This window comes from Streptomyces rubrogriseus, assembly GCF_027947575.1.
Taxonomy (GTDB): Bacteria; Actinomycetota; Actinomycetes; order Streptomycetales; family Streptomycetaceae; genus Streptomyces; species Streptomyces rubrogriseus.
Genome location: NZ_CP116256.1, coordinates 1,714,546 through 1,730,264 on the forward strand (window position 1 = coordinate 1,714,546; position 15,719 = coordinate 1,730,264).

Annotated in this window: 16 protein-coding genes, 1 other RNA gene and 1 pseudogene; 7 read left to right on the plus strand and 11 right to left on the minus strand. The window is 74.9% G+C overall.

Features of this window, described 5'->3' with window-relative positions; all coding sequences use genetic code 11:
• Nucleotides 1–73: 73 nt before the first annotated feature.
• The 4 genes from Sru02f_RS07415 to Sru02f_RS07430 all read right to left on the minus strand — a co-directional run bounded on the left by Sru02f_RS07415 (nt 74) and on the right by Sru02f_RS07430 (nt 3,751).
• Nucleotides 74–754 (minus strand): response regulator transcription factor, encoded by a 681-nt coding sequence (locus Sru02f_RS07415; protein ID WP_373103410.1) that lies wholly within the window; start codon nt 752–754, stop codon nt 74–76.
• Between the two features lie 78 nt (nt 755–832).
• Nucleotides 833–2,074: a sensor histidine kinase gene (locus Sru02f_RS07420; RefSeq protein WP_109031661.1), complete on the minus strand. Its 1,242-nt coding sequence runs from the start codon at nt 2,072–2,074 to the stop codon at nt 833–835.
• Nucleotides 2,075–2,111: 37 nt separating this feature from the next.
• Complete coding sequence (locus Sru02f_RS07425) at nt 2,112–2,828, minus strand: ABC transporter permease (protein ID WP_109031662.1); 717 nt, start codon at nt 2,826–2,828, stop codon at nt 2,112–2,114.
• Complete coding sequence (locus Sru02f_RS07430; protein ID WP_109031663.1) at nt 2,825–3,751, minus strand: ABC transporter ATP-binding protein; 927 nt, start codon at nt 3,749–3,751, stop codon at nt 2,825–2,827. The genes Sru02f_RS07425 and Sru02f_RS07430 overlap by 4 nt, the downstream gene beginning before the upstream one ends.
• 226 nt (nt 3,752–3,977) lie before the next feature.
• Here Sru02f_RS07430 and Sru02f_RS07435 point away from each other — a divergent pair, with 226 nt between their 5' ends.
• Nucleotides 3,978–4,874: a MaoC/PaaZ C-terminal domain-containing protein gene (locus Sru02f_RS07435; RefSeq protein ID WP_109031664.1), complete on the plus strand. Its 897-nt coding sequence runs from the start codon at nt 3,978–3,980 to the stop codon at nt 4,872–4,874.
• A 113-nt stretch (nt 4,875–4,987) separates the two neighbouring features.
• Here the strand turns inward: Sru02f_RS07435 and Sru02f_RS07440 are convergent, their stop codons facing one another.
• Together Sru02f_RS07440 and Sru02f_RS07445 are read right to left on the minus strand one after the other, a co-directional pair.
• A complete protein-coding gene (locus Sru02f_RS07440; protein WP_109031665.1) occupies nt 4,988–5,155 on the minus strand; it encodes a hypothetical protein in 168 nt (55 codons plus the stop codon).
• Between the two features lie 97 nt (nt 5,156–5,252).
• The gene (locus Sru02f_RS07445; protein WP_109031666.1) at nt 5,253–6,521 is read right to left on the minus strand and encodes a hypothetical protein; all 1,269 of its coding nucleotides are present in this window, start codon (nt 6,519–6,521) and stop codon (nt 5,253–5,255) included.
• Nucleotides 6,522–6,729: 208 nt separating this feature from the next.
• Between Sru02f_RS07445 and Sru02f_RS07450 the strand changes: the two genes are divergently transcribed.
• The 3 genes from Sru02f_RS07450 to Sru02f_RS07460 are packed head-to-tail and all read left to right on the plus strand — an operon-like array spanning nt 6,730 to nt 9,811.
• Entirely contained in the window at nt 6,730–7,587 is an 858-nt protein-coding gene (locus tag Sru02f_RS07450; RefSeq protein WP_109031667.1) for a Nif3-like dinuclear metal center hexameric protein, read from the plus strand.
• On the plus strand, nt 7,584–8,327 hold the full coding sequence (locus tag Sru02f_RS07455) for a zinc ribbon domain-containing protein (protein WP_164275393.1): 744 nt from the start codon (nt 7,584–7,586) through the stop codon (nt 8,325–8,327). Before Sru02f_RS07450 ends, Sru02f_RS07455 begins: the two co-directional genes overlap by 4 nt.
• A gap of 11 nt (nt 8,328–8,338) precedes the next feature.
• Entirely contained in the window at nt 8,339–9,811 is a 1,473-nt protein-coding gene (locus tag Sru02f_RS07460) for a bifunctional RNase H/acid phosphatase (protein WP_109031669.1), read from the plus strand.
• Here Sru02f_RS07460 and eda read toward each other — a convergent pair.
• The 4 genes from eda to Sru02f_RS07480 form a co-directional block, all read right to left on the minus strand.
• Nucleotides 9,786–10,445 (minus strand): bifunctional 4-hydroxy-2-oxoglutarate aldolase/2-dehydro-3-deoxy-phosphogluconate aldolase, encoded by a 660-nt coding sequence (gene eda / locus Sru02f_RS07465; protein WP_109031670.1) that lies wholly within the window; start codon nt 10,443–10,445, stop codon nt 9,786–9,788. The genes Sru02f_RS07460 and eda overlap by 26 nt on opposite strands.
• 73 nt (nt 10,446–10,518) lie before the next feature.
• Complete coding sequence (gene yaaA / locus Sru02f_RS07470) at nt 10,519–11,301, minus strand: peroxide stress protein YaaA (RefSeq protein ID WP_109031671.1); 783 nt, start codon at nt 11,299–11,301, stop codon at nt 10,519–10,521.
• A gap of 39 nt (nt 11,302–11,340) precedes the next feature.
• Nucleotides 11,341–11,955: a hypothetical protein gene (locus Sru02f_RS07475; RefSeq protein WP_109031672.1), complete on the minus strand. Its 615-nt coding sequence runs from the start codon at nt 11,953–11,955 to the stop codon at nt 11,341–11,343.
• Nucleotides 11,952–12,713: a MerR family transcriptional regulator gene (locus Sru02f_RS07480; protein ID WP_109031673.1), complete on the minus strand. Its 762-nt coding sequence runs from the start codon at nt 12,711–12,713 to the stop codon at nt 11,952–11,954. Before Sru02f_RS07480 ends, Sru02f_RS07475 begins: the two co-directional genes overlap by 4 nt.
• A 111-nt stretch (nt 12,714–12,824) precedes the next feature.
• Between Sru02f_RS07480 and Sru02f_RS07485 the strand changes: the two genes are divergently transcribed.
• The 3 genes and pseudogenes from Sru02f_RS07485 to rnpB all read left to right on the plus strand — a co-directional run bounded on the left by Sru02f_RS07485 (nt 12,825) and on the right by rnpB (nt 14,981).
• A complete protein-coding gene (locus Sru02f_RS07485; protein ID WP_109031674.1) occupies nt 12,825–13,661 on the plus strand; it encodes an AraC family transcriptional regulator in 837 nt (278 codons plus the stop codon).
• Nucleotides 13,662–13,743: 82 nt separating this feature from the next.
• Nucleotides 13,744–14,508, plus strand: a pseudogene (locus tag Sru02f_RS07490) (DMT family transporter); the annotation flags it as partial.
• A gap of 70 nt (nt 14,509–14,578) precedes the next feature.
• An RNA gene (gene rnpB / locus Sru02f_RS07495) (RNase P RNA component class A) lies at nt 14,579–14,981 on the plus strand.
• 50 nt (nt 14,982–15,031) lie between these two features.
• On the opposite strand, the gene Sru02f_RS07500 is transcribed toward rnpB, so the two are convergent.
• Nucleotides 15,032–15,673: a LysE family translocator gene (locus tag Sru02f_RS07500; protein WP_109031676.1), complete on the minus strand. Its 642-nt coding sequence runs from the start codon at nt 15,671–15,673 to the stop codon at nt 15,032–15,034.
• Nucleotides 15,674–15,719: the final 46 nt, after the last annotated feature.

The following is a 15,719-nucleotide window of genomic DNA, read 5'->3' on the forward strand; positions in this document are numbered from 1 at the left end:
CGACCAACCCCCACCGGCCCGCGGCCGACGGACCGCCCCGGCCCGTAGGCCGACGAGCCGCACCCGGGTCAGATCAGAGCCACCCCTGCGCCCGAGCCGCGCGCAGCGCCTCCGCACGGTTGCGGGTGGCGGTCTTGCCGATGGCCGCGGAGAGGTAGTTGCGGACCGTGGACTCGGACAGGTGCAGCGCGCCGGCGATGTCGGCGACCGTCGCGCCGTCCGCCGAGGCCCGCAGGACGTCGCACTCCCGCGCGGTGAGCGGGCTGGGACCCGCGCTGAGCGCGGCGGCGGCGAGCGCCGGGTCGACGACCGTCTCGCCGCGCAGCACCCGGCGGATCGCCCCGGCCAGCTCCTCCACCGGACCGTCCTTGACCAGGAAACCGGCGGCGCCCGCCTCCATGGCCCGCCGGAGGTACCCGGGGCGGCCGAACGTGGTCAGGATCAGCACCCGGCAGCGGGGCGCCCGCTCCCGCAGTTCGGCGGCGGCGTCCAGGCCGCTCAGGCCCGGCAGTTCGATGTCGAGGAGGGCGATGTCGGGGCGGTGCGTGAGCGCGGCGGCGACGATCTCGTCCCCGGCCGACACCTGGGCGACCACCTCGATGTCGTCCTCCATCCCGAGCAGCAGCGCGAGCGCGCCCCGCATCATGCCCTGGTCCTCGGCGAGGAGGACACGGACGGGGTGGGCGCGGGGCGTCTCGTCGGTCACGGGGAAAGGGTAGAGGGCACGCGCCGGAGGGCAGGCGCCGGAGCACATCGGGTGGAGCGCATCGGGTGGAGGGCACGCGCCGGAGGGCAGGCGTACCGGAGCCCGGCGCCTCGCACGGCACGGGTGCTACGCCGGTGCGCCCACCGGTTCCCCCTCCGCCGGAACCGGCAGCTCCGCCGTCACCGAGAACCCGCCCCGCGGTGCCACCCCCGCCGTCAGCGATCCGCCCGCGGCGGCGAGGCGTTCCCTGAGCCCGGTCAGACCGGTGCCCGGCCCCCGGGCGGAGACGGCGGCGCCCGTGCCGTCGTCCGTGACCGTCAGCCGGACCCGGTCCGCGCTGCCCGCGACGGCGATCTCGCACCGGCTCGCCCCGCTGTGCCGTACGACGTTGGTGACCGCCTCCCGCACCACCCACCCGAGGAGCGCCTCCGCCTGCGGGGGCAGCGGCGGGCCGGAGCGGCGCACCACCGGGTCCACGTCCGCCGCGCTCAGCGCGGAGCGGGCCCGGTCCAGCTCGGTGCCGAGGCTGCCCTCCCGGTAGCCGGTGACCGCCTCGCGGACCTCGGTCAGTGCCTGGCGGCCGACCGACTCGATGTCCGTGATCTGGGTCAGCGCCGCGTCCAGGTCGCGGGGCGCCAGCCGCCGGGCGGCCTCCGACTTGACCACGATCACCGACAGCGTGTGTCCCAGCAGGTCGTGCAGGTCCCGCGAGAACCGCAGCCGCTCCTCCGCCACCGCCCGCGTGGCCAGTTCCTCCCGGGCGGCCCGCAACTGCCGTACGGCGTCGGACAGGCTCAGGATCGCGGCCGTCACCATCGTCGACAGGAAGGTCCCGTAGGCGATGTTCAGGCCCGTCCAGCCGTCCTTGACACCCGCCACCGCACCGGCCACCACCGCCAGCGACCAGCCCCACCGGCCCAGCCACCGGCCGCGCAGCGCCGCCCCCGCGGCCAGGCCGAGCAGCGGGAAGAAGAGCAGCCAACTGCCCCCGTACGCAAGAGCCAGACCACAGGTCACCAGCGCCATGGCGGCCAGCGCCAGCCGCGTGGACGGCGACTCGCGCAACTCCTTGTCGAAGGAGCGGAAGGCGACGTAGATGTAGAGCGAGTTGAAGACGAACAGGCCGAGGCCGCCGACCCAGGGGTTGGCGCTGTTCCCCTGGAAGATGTTCGCCAGGCTGCCCAGGCCCATCAGCAGCCACGGCAGCAGGGTGAATCCGGTGGGCGGCGGTCCCATCCGCTCCGGCCGCTCGCCCGCCCCCGCCCCCTCCGCCGCCCCGGCCGGGTCGGCCGGATCCGACTGCCGTGCCAGCTGCCACGCGTCCAGACGGCACGACATCCCACGCAGCCGCCCTCGGGTCCCGGTCATGGGTGTCGGCTCCCTTCCACTCCGGCGCCCGCGGCGCTCAGTCTTTCGCCGCGCCGCGACGGTAGGACAGGACGGCGTACGCGCCGAAGGCCAGCAGCCACCCCGTCAGGACGAGAATGGCACCCGCGGGGGGCGCGTGCCCCGTGGCGACCGAGGTGCCCAGTTGCGCGAAGCGGTTGGTCGGGGTGTACGCCGACACCGTGCGCAGCCACTCCGGGAACAGCACCAGCGGGAACCACAGCCCGCCGAGCACCGCGAGACCCAGGTTGGCCACCATGTTCGCCACGCCCGTGGTCTGCCCGGTCAGCCGGTAGCCGTTGCCCAGCCCCAGCAGCGTGAACGGCACCGACCCGAGCCACAGCAGCAGCGCCAGCGCCGCCCACTGCCAGGCGTCCAGCCGTACGCCGTTGAGCAGACCGCCCGCGGCGAGCACCGCCGTGATCGCGGGCAGCACGGTGACCGAGGCGGTCAGGGCACGGCCCACGACCACCTGGTGCGGGCGCATCGGAGTCACCCGCAACTGCCGCAGCCAGCCGATGGCACGGTCCTCGGCGACCCCGCCGCCGGTGTTGAGGGCGGAGCCGACCGCGCCGTACGCGGCCATGCCGACCATCGCGCCCGTCTTCCACTCGCCCGCGTCGCCCCCGAGGTTGGTGAACAGCAGGTACATCAGCACCGGCATGGCGACACCGCCGACCACGAAGCCGGGGTCGCGCAGTGTGCGGCGCGTCTCGAGGATCAGGTAGTCCCTCATCGCACGCTCTCCTTCTCCGGCACCGGTGCCGCCGTCGTCAGGGCCAGGAACGCGTCGTCCAGGGACGCGGGGGCGACCTCCAGGCCGCGTATCGCGCCGAGCCGCGCGAGCGCGATCACGGTCGCGTCGGAGTCCTCGGTGCGCAGCAGCGCGCGGTCCCCGCGCACCTCCAGCGAGTGGACCCCGGGCAGCAGTGTCAGGTCCTCGGTGGTCCGGCCGGCCAGGTCGAAGGAGACGCGGCTGCCGCCCGCCGCCCGGCGCAGCTCGTCACCGGTGCCGTCCGCGACGATCCGTCCCCGGTCGACGACCAGGATCCGGTCGGCGTGCGCCTCGGCCTCCTCCAGGTAGTGGGTGGAGAACAGGACCGTGCTGCCGCGCCGGGCGTACGCCCGCATCGACTGCCAGAAGGCCTGCCTGGCCTCCACGTCCAGGGCCGCCGTCGGTTCGTCCAGGACCAGCAGGTCGGGGCGGCCGGCCAGGGCGAGCGCGAACCGCACGCGCTGGGTCTGCCCGCCCGACAGCCGGTCCACGCGCCGCCCGGCCAACCGCTCGATCCCGGCCAGCTCCAGGGCCTGCCCGACCGGCATCGGCGCCGGATAACGGCCGGCCACGAAGGCCACCAGTTCCCCCACCGTGACCCGGGGCACCGCCCGCGCCTCCTGGAGCATCGCGCCCACCCGGCCGGCCCGCACGGCACGCTCCGCAGGCCCGCCGAACAGCTCCACGGTGCCCGCGTCGGGCGGGCACAGGCCGAGCAGCAGTGCGATCGTCGTCGACTTGCCCGCGCCGTTGCGGCCGAGCAGCGCGACCGTCTCGCCGCACCCGATGCGCAGGTCCACGCCGTCGACGGCGCGGACGTCGCCGTAGGCCTTGGCCGCTCCCGTGAAGGCTACGGCGGGGGTGGTGCCCTCTGTCGGTCTCATACCGGTGACGCTACGGAGCCGGCCCGGACGGGCGGCAGATGCGGTTGTCCGGAGTTGGCGATGACAAATGTCATGGGTGGCCGGCGTCCCGTACGGTCGGGGTGTCCGTGATCGTCGTCGCGTCCGGGGCGTCGCGTCCGGGGCGTTGTGCCCGGTGCGTCGCGTCCGGGGCGTTGTGCCCGGTGCGTTGTGCCGGGTCGTGCTGCCCGGGAGGAGCAGGAGGGCCATGCCCGTCGACGCAGCGGGGGCGCTCGCCGCCGCACCCCGGGTCCGTGAGATCGCCTGGGACCACAAGGACGTCCAGCTCTACCACCTGGGCATCGGCGCCGGACGGCCCGCCGCCGACCCGCGCGAGCTGCGCTACACCCTGGAGTCCCGGCTGCACGTCCTGCCGAGCTTCGCGACGGTGGCCGGCGGCGGCGCCCCGGGGGTGATCGGCACCCTGTCCGCACCCGGCGTCGACGTCGACCTCGCCCGCGTCCTGCACGGCGGGCAGCGTCTGCGCCTGCACCGGCCCGTCCCGGTGCGCGGCCGGGCGAGCGCGGCCTCGCGGGTCGTCGCCGTGTACGACAAGGGCACCGCGGCCGTCCTCGTACTGCGCACCGAGGTCACCGACGCGGACGGGCCGCTGTGGACCGACGAGGCCGAGGTCTTCGTACGCGGGGAAGGCGGCTGGGGCGGTGAGCGGGGCCCGTCCGGGCGCCCCTCGCCACCGCCCGCCGACCCGCCGGACCAGATCGTGGAACGGGCCGTACGGGAGGACCAGGCGCTGCTCTACCGGCTCTGCGGCGACTGGAACCCCCTGCACGCCGACCCGGAGTTCGCGGCGCGGGCCGGCTTCGAACGGCCCGTGCTGCACGGCCTGTGCACCTACGGCGCCACGCTCAAGGCGGTGGTCGACACGCTGCTGGACGGCGACGTGGCCCGGGTGCGCGACTACCGCACGCGGTTCGCCGGAGTGGTGTACCCGGGCGAGACACTGCGGGTCCGGATGTGGCGGACCGCCGGGACGGGGAGTGCCGGGCCCGGCGGTGCCCGGACGGGGGAGGCGCGGGTGGCGGTGAGCGCCGTGGAGCGCGACGACGCGCCCGTCCTCGCCGACACGGTCGTCCGGTACGGGTGACGGCGACCGGACGACGACAACGGCCCCGTCCGCCGGATGCGACGAACGGGGCCGGAGCCGCTTGCTTTCGTGTGTGCCTGTGCCTGTGCCCGTGCTTGTCCTCGCGCGGGCCGTCAGGCGGCCGTCTCGGACTCCTCGGCCGGCTTGCGGTGGCGGCCCTTGGGAGTCACCACGCCCTCCTGGCTGGAGACCGGTCCGCGGTGCTTGCCGTGGCCGGTGTCGGTCTCGGGAACGTCGGCACCGGCGGCCTGCATCGGCTGGGTCGTGCTGGCGTCGTTCATCGGAAGGAATTCACCCCGTCAACATGATCTTTCCTACAGCCGGGCGAGTCTAACCGGCACACCTCGGGCCGAATCCAGGCGGCCACGCCAACCGGCACTACTTCGTTACAAGCCGTGCCAGCGGGGCCTGTTGGAGCGGTACGGGGCAAGGACGACCGGGTGCGGAGGCGCGCGTCGAGGGGGCCGTCGCGGCCGGGTCGCCGGACTCGTCCGGAGCCGATTCCGCCGATTCCGCAGTATCCGCCGTATCCCTCGTATCCGCCGCACCCCCAGAGCCCCCCGGGGTTCCCGCGCCCCCCTCGTCGTTCGTCCCCTCCGTCCGTCCATCGCCCGCGTCGGGTGCGGCCAGCCGGGCCACGCCGCACGGCGACTGCGGTGTGGAGCAGGGCAGCCGCAGCTCCCCGTCCGGGGTCCACAGCCCGGCGCCCGTCAACCAGCCCTCGGGGGCGGGGACATGCCGCACCCGCCGTTCGGCGGGCCGCCACACCCCGACCCAGCTGCCGAACGCGCCGTCCACCCGCAGGGCCACCGCACAGCGTTCCGGGGTCAGCACCTGCCCCGGCTGGATCGCGAACGGCGTCACGACGCAGTCCGGCATGCGCAGGCACTCCGGGAAGCGCACCGGCAGCGTGCTGCCGAGCACGCCCCAGCCGAGCCGCTCCCGCCCCGGCGAGGGGGCGTCCGAGCCGATCAGCACCAGCCCGCTGTCGGGGTCGGCCAGCAGGAGCCGGTCGTCGCTGTCCGCGGCGATCTGCAGCAGCGGCGAGACCTCGCCGCCCCGTTCCAGGTCCACCACGACCGCCTTGGTGCGCCCGCCGGTCTCCCGGTCAACCGCCAGCATCCGGCCCGTGCGGTCCAGCCAGACCCCGCCCGAGCAGCGGCCGGGGATCTCCGCCACCCGCTCCGGTCCGAAGGCGCCGCCCGCGACCTGCCACAGCACCGTCGAACGCGGACCGGCCGCGAGGGCGTACGCCCGCTCGCCGTCCGGGGCCGGCGGCAGCAACCGCAGTCCGGTGGTGTCCGCCGGGCACTCGACCGCGCCGAGCGGCAGCTCGCCGGTGCCGGGCCCGGTCGGGTACAGCAGCGCGAAGACGTGCCGCCCGGCGGCGACGCGGTGGACCAGGACCCGCCCGTCGCCCATCGGCTGCACCTCGGTGCCCGCCTCCTCGGGCTGGTTGCCCGGCAGCGGCACCGCGTACGGCTCGGGGCCGTCCAGGGTCCAGCGCTCCGGGTACCAGGCGTCGCCGTCCGGCCCGCTCCGGGCGAGACGGGCGGCGTAGGCACCCGCCGCGGTGATGCTGCAGCCCGCCCGCGGGGCCCCGCTGTTCCCGGGGTCCGCCGAGGGCTCGATCGCACAGGCCGTCATCGTTCGGTCACCTCCGGCGACGAAGCTAGTTTTCGTACGCACGGGCGGGGGACCGGAGCGGCCCCCATCACACATACGTGTGTCACAGGAACGATTCGCCTGAGGGAAGGGCACGGTGTGTGCTGCGCCGGACCGGCCGGTCGCGGGGGCGGGCGGGGAGTGCGTCCGCGGGTACAACGGCGCAGAACCTCCAGGTAGCCTTGCACGCGTGCCCCGTCTGTCAGAAGTCATCGCCGCGCTGGACGCCCTGTGGCCCGCCGAGCGGGCCGAGTCCTGGGACGCGGTCGGCACCGTCGTGGGCGAGCCCGACCAGGAGGTCTCCCGGGTCCTGTTCGCCGTGGACCCCGTCCAGGAGACCGTCGACGAGGCGGTGAGGCTCGGCGCCGACCTGCTCGTCACCCACCACCCGCTGTACCTGCGCGGGACGACGACGGTCGCGGCGTCCACCTTCAAGGGCCGCGTGGTGCACACGCTCATCAAGAACGACATCGCCCTGCACGTCGCCCACACCAACGCCGACACCGCCGAGCCGGGCGTCTCCGACGCGCTGGCCGGCGCCCTCGACCTGAACGTCGTACGGCCTCTGGTGCCGGACCCGGGCGACCCCGAGGGACGCCGGGGCCTGGGCAGGGTGTGCGAGCTGACGCACCCCCTGACGGTCCGCGAGCTGGCCGCCCGCGCCGCCGAGCGGCTGCCCGCCACGGCGCAGGGCATCCGGGTCGCCGGCGACCCGGATGCGACCGTGCGCACCGTCGCGGTCAGCGGCGGCTCCGGCGACAGCCTCTTCGACCACGTGCGGGCGGCCGGCGTCGACGCCTTCCTCACCGCGGACCTGCGCCACCACCCGGTCTCGGAAGCCCGCGCCCACAGCCCCCTGGCGCTGCTCGACGCGGCGCACTGGGCCACCGAGTGGCCCTGGTGCGAGCTGGGCGCCGCCCAGCTCGACGAGATCTCCGACCGCCACGGCTGGGACCTCAGGGTCCACGTCTCGAAGACGGTCACCGACCCCTGGACCGCCCACGTGGCGTCCGCCCCGACCTCTAGCGCAATGGGAGCCCCCAACTGAAAGCCGCGCCCGCCGACCAGATCCGACTCCTCGACGTCCAGGGCCTCGACACGCGGCTCCAGCAGCTCGCGCACAAGCGCCGGTCCCTGCCCGAGCACGCCGAGATCGAGTCGCTGACCAAGGACCACACCCAGCTGCGCGACCTGCTCGTGGCCGCGCAGACCGAGGAGAGCGACTGCGCCCGCGAGCAGACCAAGGCCGAGCAGGACGTGGACCAGGTGCGCCAGCGCGCCGGCCGCGACCAGCAGCGCCTGGACTCCGGCGCCGTCACCTCCCCGAAGGACCTGGAGAACCTCCAGCGCGAGATCGCCTCCCTCGCCAAGCGCCAGGGCGACCTCGAGGACGTCGTCCTGGAGGTGATGGAGCGCCGCGAGTCCGCGCAGGAGCGGGTCGCCGAGCTGACCGAGCGAGTCGGCGCGGTCCAGGGCAAGATCGACGACGCCACCGCGCGCCGGGACGCCGCCGTCGAGGGGCTGGACGGCGAGGTGACCTCGGTGACCAAGGAGCGCGAGGTCGTCGCGGGCTCCGTCCCGGACGACCTGCTGAAGCTCTACGACAAGCTGCGCGAGCAGCAGGGCGGCGTCGGCGCGGCCAAGCTGTACCAGCGCAGCTGCCAGGGGTGCCGCCAGGAGCTGGCCATCACCGAGCTGAGCGAGATCCGCTCCGCGGCGCCCGACACGGTCGTACGCTGCGAGAACTGCCGACGCATCCTGGTGCGTACGGCCGACTCCGGGCTGTAGGCGGCGGCCCGGTGGCTGACCAGGCGCCGCGCCCCGCGCGGGAGTTCGTCGTCGAGGCCGACGGCGGGTCGCGGGGCAACCCGGGGCCCGCGGGCTACGGCGCGGTGGTCCTCGATCCGGTGACGGGGGAGGCTCTGGTGGAGGCCGCCGAGTACCTCGGCGTCGTCACGAACAACGTGGCCGAGTACCGGGGCCTGCTGGCCGGCCTGCGCGCGGCCGCGGAACTGGACCCGGACGCCGCGGTGCACGTCCGCATGGACTCCAAGCTCGTCGTCGAGCAGATGTCGGGGCGCTGGAAGATCAAGCACCCCGACATGAAGCCGCTGGCGGCCGAGGCGGCCCGCGTCTTCCCGCCCGGCCGCGTGACGTACGAGTGGATCCCCCGCGCGAGCAACAAGCACGCCGACCGCCTGGCCAACGAGGCGATGGACGCGGGTGCGCGCGGCGAGGCGTGGTCCCCGTTCGACTCGACGGCGGAACTGGACGCGGCCGCCGCCGACCGTGCCGCACCCGCCGGTCGTACGGCCGGATCCCGCCGGACCGGGGCCGCGTCGGCCGTCGCTCCCGCCGGGACCGGAGGCGGCGACGGCGGGGAGCCCGCCCCGGACGGGGGCGGAGCGGCGGCGGGCGAGCGCCTCGCGCGGGCGGGCCGGGGCCGCGTCGAAGCCGCGTCGCCCGGTGCGGGGACACGCGCCGCCCTCGGCACCCCCGGCACCGACGCACCCGCCACCGGTGCTCCCGCTATCGGCACTCCCGCCACCGGTGCTCCCGGCCCCGGTGTCGCCGCCGAGACCTCGGGTGAGGCCGACGTGCGCGCCGCGAAGGTCGTGGCCTCGCCCGGCTGGGGGCCGCCCGACATGGGTGCCCCCGCCACCTTCGTCCTCCTGCGGCACGGGGAGACCCCGCTCACCCCGCAGAAGCGGTTCTCCGGGAGCGGCGGCAGCGATCCGTCCCTGTCGCCCGTCGGCCGGGAGCAGGCCGAGAGGGTCGCCGAGAGCCTCGCCCGGCGCGGCACGATCGAGGCCGTCGTCGCCTCGCCCCTGGCCCGCACCCGCGAGACCGCCGGCATCGTCGCCGCCCGCCTGGGTCTGGAGGTGGCGGTCGAGGAGGGGCTGCGCGAGACCGACTTCGGCGCGTGGGAGGGGCTCACCTTCGGCGAGGTGCGCGAGCGCCACCCCGCCGACCTGGACGCCTGGCTGGCCTCCCCGGACGCGGAGCCGACCGGCGGCGGCGAGAGTTTCGCGGCCACCGGCACCCGGATCGCCGCCACCCGCGACAAGCTCGTCGCGGCGTACGCGGGCCGCACGGTGCTGCTGGTCTCCCACGTCACGCCGATCAAGACGTTCGTGCGCCTCGCCCTGGGCGCCCCGCCCGAGTCGCTGTTCCGGATGGAACTCTCGGCGGCGTCCCTGTCGGCGGTGGCGTACTACGCGGACGGCGGCGCCAGCGTGCGCCTGTTCAACGAGACGTCCCACCTGCGCTGAGCGCGGCCGCCTCACGGGCCAGCGCCTCCACGCGCGCCCAGTCCCGGCCGACCACCGCGTCCTTGGGCAGCATCCAACTGCCGCCCACGCAGCCGACGTTGGGCAGCGCCAGGTACTGGGGCGCGGAGGCCGGGGTGATCCCGCCGGTCGGGCAGAAGCGCGCCTGCGGCAACGGCGCGGCGAGCGCCTTGAGATAGGCGGTGCCGCCCGCCGCCTCGGCCGGGAAGAACTTCATCTCCCGCACCCCGCGCTCCAGCAGCGTCACCACCTCCGACGTGGTGGACACCCCCGGCAGGAACGGCACCCCGGATCCCCGCATCGCCTCCAGCAGTGCGTCCGTCCACCCCGGGCTGACCAGGAACCGCGCCCCGGCCGCCACGACCTCCGCGACCTGCTCCGCGGTGACGACCGTGCCCGCGCCGACCACCGCGTCCGGCACCTCGGCGGCGATCGCCCGGATCGCGTCGAGGGCGACCGGCGTCCGCAGCGTCACCTCGATCGCGGGCAGCCCGCCGGCGACGAGCGCCCTGGCGAGCGGCACGGCGTCGGCGAGGTCGTCGACGACCACGACGGGTACGACGGGCGCGAGATCCAGCACCGAGGCGGCGGGGGAGGAGGGCAGCGGAGAACTCATGCCCTCATCGTGCCGCCGAAACGCACTCCCTGCAATCACCGTTGCAACAAGTGCAACGGCCGAGGGTGACGGTTCAGTGGACCTCGTGCACGAGTACGTCCAGCGACCACGGCCGCCCGCCCTTCGCGGGCGCCTCCGCCTCCACCTCGTACCCCAGGTCCCGCAGCGCCTCCACCAGCTCCGCCGGTCCCTCGGGCGCGGTCCCGGACGCCAGCAGGCTCCGGACGATCCGCCCCTTGGTCGCCTTGTTGAAGTGGCTGACCACCTTCCGGGTCGGCGCGTGCAGCACCCGCACGGTCGCGGTCCGCGGGGCGACCTCGCCCTTCGGCTTCCACGCCGCCGCGTACGCCGCCGACCGCAGGTCGAGCACCAGCCCGTTCCCGGCCGCCTCCGGCAGCACCTCGGCCATCGGCGCCCGCCAGTGCGCGCCCAGCGCCCCCAGGCCGGGCAGCTTCACGCCCATCGAGCACCGGTAGGAGGGAATCCGATCGGTCACCCGCACGGCACCCCACAGTCCCGAGAACACCAGCAGCGACCTGGCCGCCCGCCGCTTGGCGGCCGCGTCCAGCGAGGTCAGGTCCAGCGCGTCGTACAGCACACCGGTGTAGATCTCCCCCGCCGGACGCGCACCCGCCGTCAGCAGCTCCGTGTTCTTGGCGACCTCGCCGCGCAGCCCCTCGCTCAGCCCGAGCACCTCGCGCGCCTTCTCCTCGTCACCGGCGCACAGCTCCACCAGCTCGCCGAGGACGGCCTCCCGGGCCGCGGTGAGCCCCGGCAGGGACAGCGACCCGGTCTTCAGCGGGGCGCCCCGGCCGGACGCGGCCTTCCCCTCGGACGGCGGCAGCAGGACAAGCACACGTACTCCTTCACATCGAACTGGGTCCCCAGCCCCCGGTCAGGGTACGGCGTGCCCCTCCCGCGCCTGCTCGACGGCCCGGACGAACGCCCCCGGATCGTCGGCGTGGCACCGCACCACGCGCACCTCGCGCCGGCGCCCGAAGAAGGAGAGGTGGGCGACGGGCTCGGTGAGCTCGACGGTGACGGAGGTCTGGGACCCCACGGCCAGATCGAGCTCCCCGTCCGCGGGCGTGTGCGTCGTGCGCAGCTCGCGCCGGACGGAGGCGATCCGCTCCAGCGGTATCCGCACGTCGACGTGGAGGGCCCGGCGGACGCGCAGCGTCCCGGCGGCCGCGTCCAGGACATGCGGCCGGACCACGGACGCGGCGTGCAGCCCGACCACCATCACCACGGTGTACACGTCCAGCACCAGCACCACATGGTGTGCGGCGGGCCAGTCCCGCAGCAGCACGGACATGGTCACGGACTCGACGACACACACGAACGCGAGCCCGAACATCATCGCGCCCTGTCCCCGCGCGTACCCGAAGGCCGCCCCGCCGGCCGCCGAGTCGTGCGTCCGCCGGGCCGCCCACAGCCACAGGCTCGCCCACAGCCGCAGCTCGTGCCGGGCGAGCAGGTACGGAAACGCGGCGGGACCGGTGGCTCTCACGACCGCCGTCCCCGGGCGGCGATCTCCATGGCCCGCCGGACCGCCTCCGCCTGGGCCGGCGCGAAGTCGGCGTACAGGGCGCGCAGCAGACCGTGGCCGGGGTCGAGGTCGAAGCCCTCCTCGGGCAGCAGCTCCGCGGGCATGCAGTCGGCGAGTACGCGGGCCGCCTCCGCCACACGGGGGTCGTCGGCGTCGGCGTCGGCGAGTTCGTCGAGCAGCTCATAGGTACGGCGGGCCCGTGCCGCCGCCTCCGGCGAGCCCAGGGCACCGCGCATCGCGGCCAGCAGCCCCGCCCGCTCCTCCGGGGCGACGGTGCTCTCCAGCAGCACCAGCATCTCCCGGTCCCGCAGGGCCATCGGCGAGCCGGACACGTCCCCGATCCCGGCGAACAGTTCGGCCAGCTCGGGCGAGACCGGCCCCTCGGGCGGCACCCCGCCCTCCGCCCCCAGCAGCGCCCGCAACCGCGTCCGGCGGTCCCGGATCGCCGCCTCCTGCCGTGCGAGATCCGCGTCCAGCTCCTCCAGCACCTCGGCGAGATCCTTCCCGGCGTCGTCCGCCAGCACGTCCCGTACCTCCGCCAGGCCGAGCCCCAACTCGGTCAGCCGCCTGATCCTGGCCAGCACGACGACGTGCCGCAACGTGTACGTCCGATACCCGTTGGCCAGCCGCTCCGGTTCGGGCAGCAGGCCCTGATGGTGGTAGTGCCGCACGGTCCGCGTGGTGACGCCGACGGCGTCGGCGAGTTCTCCGATCCGCATGACCTCAGTAGAAACGTTGACGTTGCGGCAGGGTCAAGCGGACAGACTCCGCGGCCCTGGACACCGCGGGCTTCCTCTGATCGGCTGGGGGAGGAGAGGGGGTGTGCGGCGATGGCGGGCGCGCGCGAGCAGGCACGGTGGAGCAGGGCCCGGCTGGGAAGGGGCGGCCCGCCCCTCGACCTCCTCACCGCACGCTTCGACCGGCACGTCTACGCCCCGCACGCCCACGACGAGTACACGGTCGGCGTCACCGTCGGCGGCCTGGAGGTCATCGCCTACCGGGGCGGCCACATCCACTCAGGACCGGGCTCCATCGTCGTCCTGGAGCCCGGCGAGGTGCACACCGGCGGCCCCGCCGCCCCCGAGGGCTACTCGTACCGTGCCCTGTACGCGGCCCCGAACCTCCTCACCGACGGCGCCCGGACGGACACCGCCCTCCCGCACTTCCGCGAACCCGTCCTCGACGATCCCGAACTCGCCGCCGCCCTGCGCGCCGCGCACACCGACCTGGCCCGCTGCCCCGACCCCCTGGAGGCGGAGTCCCGGCTGCCCTGGCTGCTCACGGCGCTCGCCCGCCGCCACTCCACGGCCCGCGCGGCCGACGACACGGTCCCCGGCGCCGACCGTGTCGCCCGCGTCGTACGCGACCGGCTCGCCGACGAACTCCTCGCCCCGCCGTCCCTGGCGGCCCTCGCCACCGACCTCGGCCTGTCCCGCTACCAGCTCCTGCGGGCCTTCCGTACGGCGACGGGGATGCCGCCGTACGCGTGGCTCGCCCAGCACCGGGTGGCCAGGGCGCGCGGGCTCCTGGACGCGGGCCTGCGCCCGGCCGAGGCGGCGGCCCTGGTGGGCTTCGCCGACCAGGCGCACCTGACCCGCTGGTTCCGGCGGGTCCTCGGGGTGACCCCGGCCGCGTACCGCAACAGCGTTCAAGACCGCACCGGGTGAGGCGGCCGAGACTCACCGCATGACTGCACGCGGCTGGTTCCTGTTCTCCCTGATGGGAGTGGTCTGGGGCGTCCCCTACCTGATGATCAAGGTGGCGGTGGACGAGGTGTCCCCGTCCGGGGTGGTGTTCGCGCGGTGCGCGCTCGGCGCGGTCCTCCTGCTGCCCTTCGCCCTGCGCAAGGGAGACCTCCTCGGCACCGTACGGCGCCACTGGAAGCCGATGCTGGCCTTCGCCGTGATCGAGATCATCGGCCCCTGGTGGACCCTGACGGACGCCGAACGGCACCTGTCCAGCTCCACCGCCGGGCTGCTGATCGCGGGCGTGCCGATCGTCGCCGTCCTCCTGGCCCGGTTCTTCGGCGCCGAGGAACGGGTCGGCGCCCGCCGGATCACCGGCCTCGGCCTCGGCCTCGCAGGCGTCGCCGTCCTCACCGTCCCGCACCTCACCGGCGGCGACGCCCGCTCGCTGGCCGAGGTGCTGGTGACGGTCGTCGGTTACGCCACCGCCCCGCTGATCGCCGCCCGCCACCTCAAGGACGTCCCCACCCTCCAGCTCATCACCCCCTGCCTCACCCTGGCCGCCGTCGTCTACGCCCCCGCCGCCTTCCTGACCCGGCCCACCACCCTCCCCTCCGGCGAGGCCCTGGCAGCCCTGGCCGGTCTCGGCCTCGTCTGCACCGCGATCGCCTTCGTGGCCTTCCTGGAGCTGATCAAGGAGGTCGGCCCGACCCGGGCCGGCGTCATCACCTACGTCAACCCGGCGGTCGCCGTCGCCGCGGGCGCGCTCCTCCTGGACGAGGAGCCGACCCTCGGCATCGGCGTCGCCTTCACCCTGATCCTGGCCGGCTCGGTCCTCGCCACGGCGGCTGCCGGTCCGGGGCGGGAGGCCCGCCGGGTACCATGGTCGACACGGCAGACGAGCCGGGCGGGCGGCCGCGTGGAGTCCCTCACGGGACTTCCCGAGGAACGTCCGGGCTCCACAGGGCAGGGTGATGGCTAACGGCCACCCGGGGTGACCCGCGGGACAGTGCCACAGAAAGCAGACCGCCGGAGGCTTCGGCCCCCGGTAAGGGTGAAACGGTGGTGTAAGAGACCACCAGTGCCCAGGGCGACCTGGGCAGCTAGGTAAACCCCACCCGGAGCAAGGTCAAGAAGGAAGCACCCCGGTGCTTCTGCGCGGACGTTCGAGGGCTGCCCGCCCGAGTCCGCGGGTAGACCGCTGGAGGCCGGTGGCAACGCCGGTCCTAGATGGATGGCCGTCGCCGACGGGACCGCGAGGCCCCGTCGGAACAGAACCCGGCGTACAGCCCGACTCGTCTGCCGCTCACCGCCCCGGGGCGGGGCGGTGGCCCGAGCCGGAGCCGCGCGCGTCAGTCCTTGCGCCCCGTCGCCGCGACCGTGACGCCGAGGCCGATCATCGTGAGGCCGCCGATCCCGCCGACCAGGGAGAGCCGCCGGGGTGAGCGGGCGAACCACTCCCGACCGGTCGCAGCGGCCAGTCCCCACACGCTGTCGCAGGCCACCGCGATGAGGTTGAAGACCAGGCCCAGCAGCAGCATCTGGACGACCACGTGTCCCTGGGCGCGGTCCACGAACTGGGGGAGCACCGCGGCGAAGAACACCATCGTCTTGGGGTTGGCCACCCCGACCGCGAACCCCTCCCACAGTGTGCGCGGACCGCCCCCGCGTGCGCTCCCGTCCGTGGTGACCGCGGCCTGCAACGAGCCGCGCTTCCGCCAGGCCCGCACGCCCAGGTACACCAGGTAGGCCGCGCCGACGAGCTTCAGCGCCGTGAAGACGAGGACCGAGCGCTCCACGACCGACCCGACGCCGAGCGCCACCGCCACGACGAGCACATAGGCGCCCACCGTGTTTCCCACGACCGTGGTCAGCGCGGCCCGGCGGCCCTGGGCCAGCGCCCGCCCGATCACGAACAGCACGCTGGGCCCGGGGACCACGATCAGCAGGAACGACATCGCCGCGAAGGCGAGCAAGCGCTCGGAGGACACCATGGCCTCATCGAAGCACGGCCGGGTGCCGGGCCTCAGCCCCTTTTCG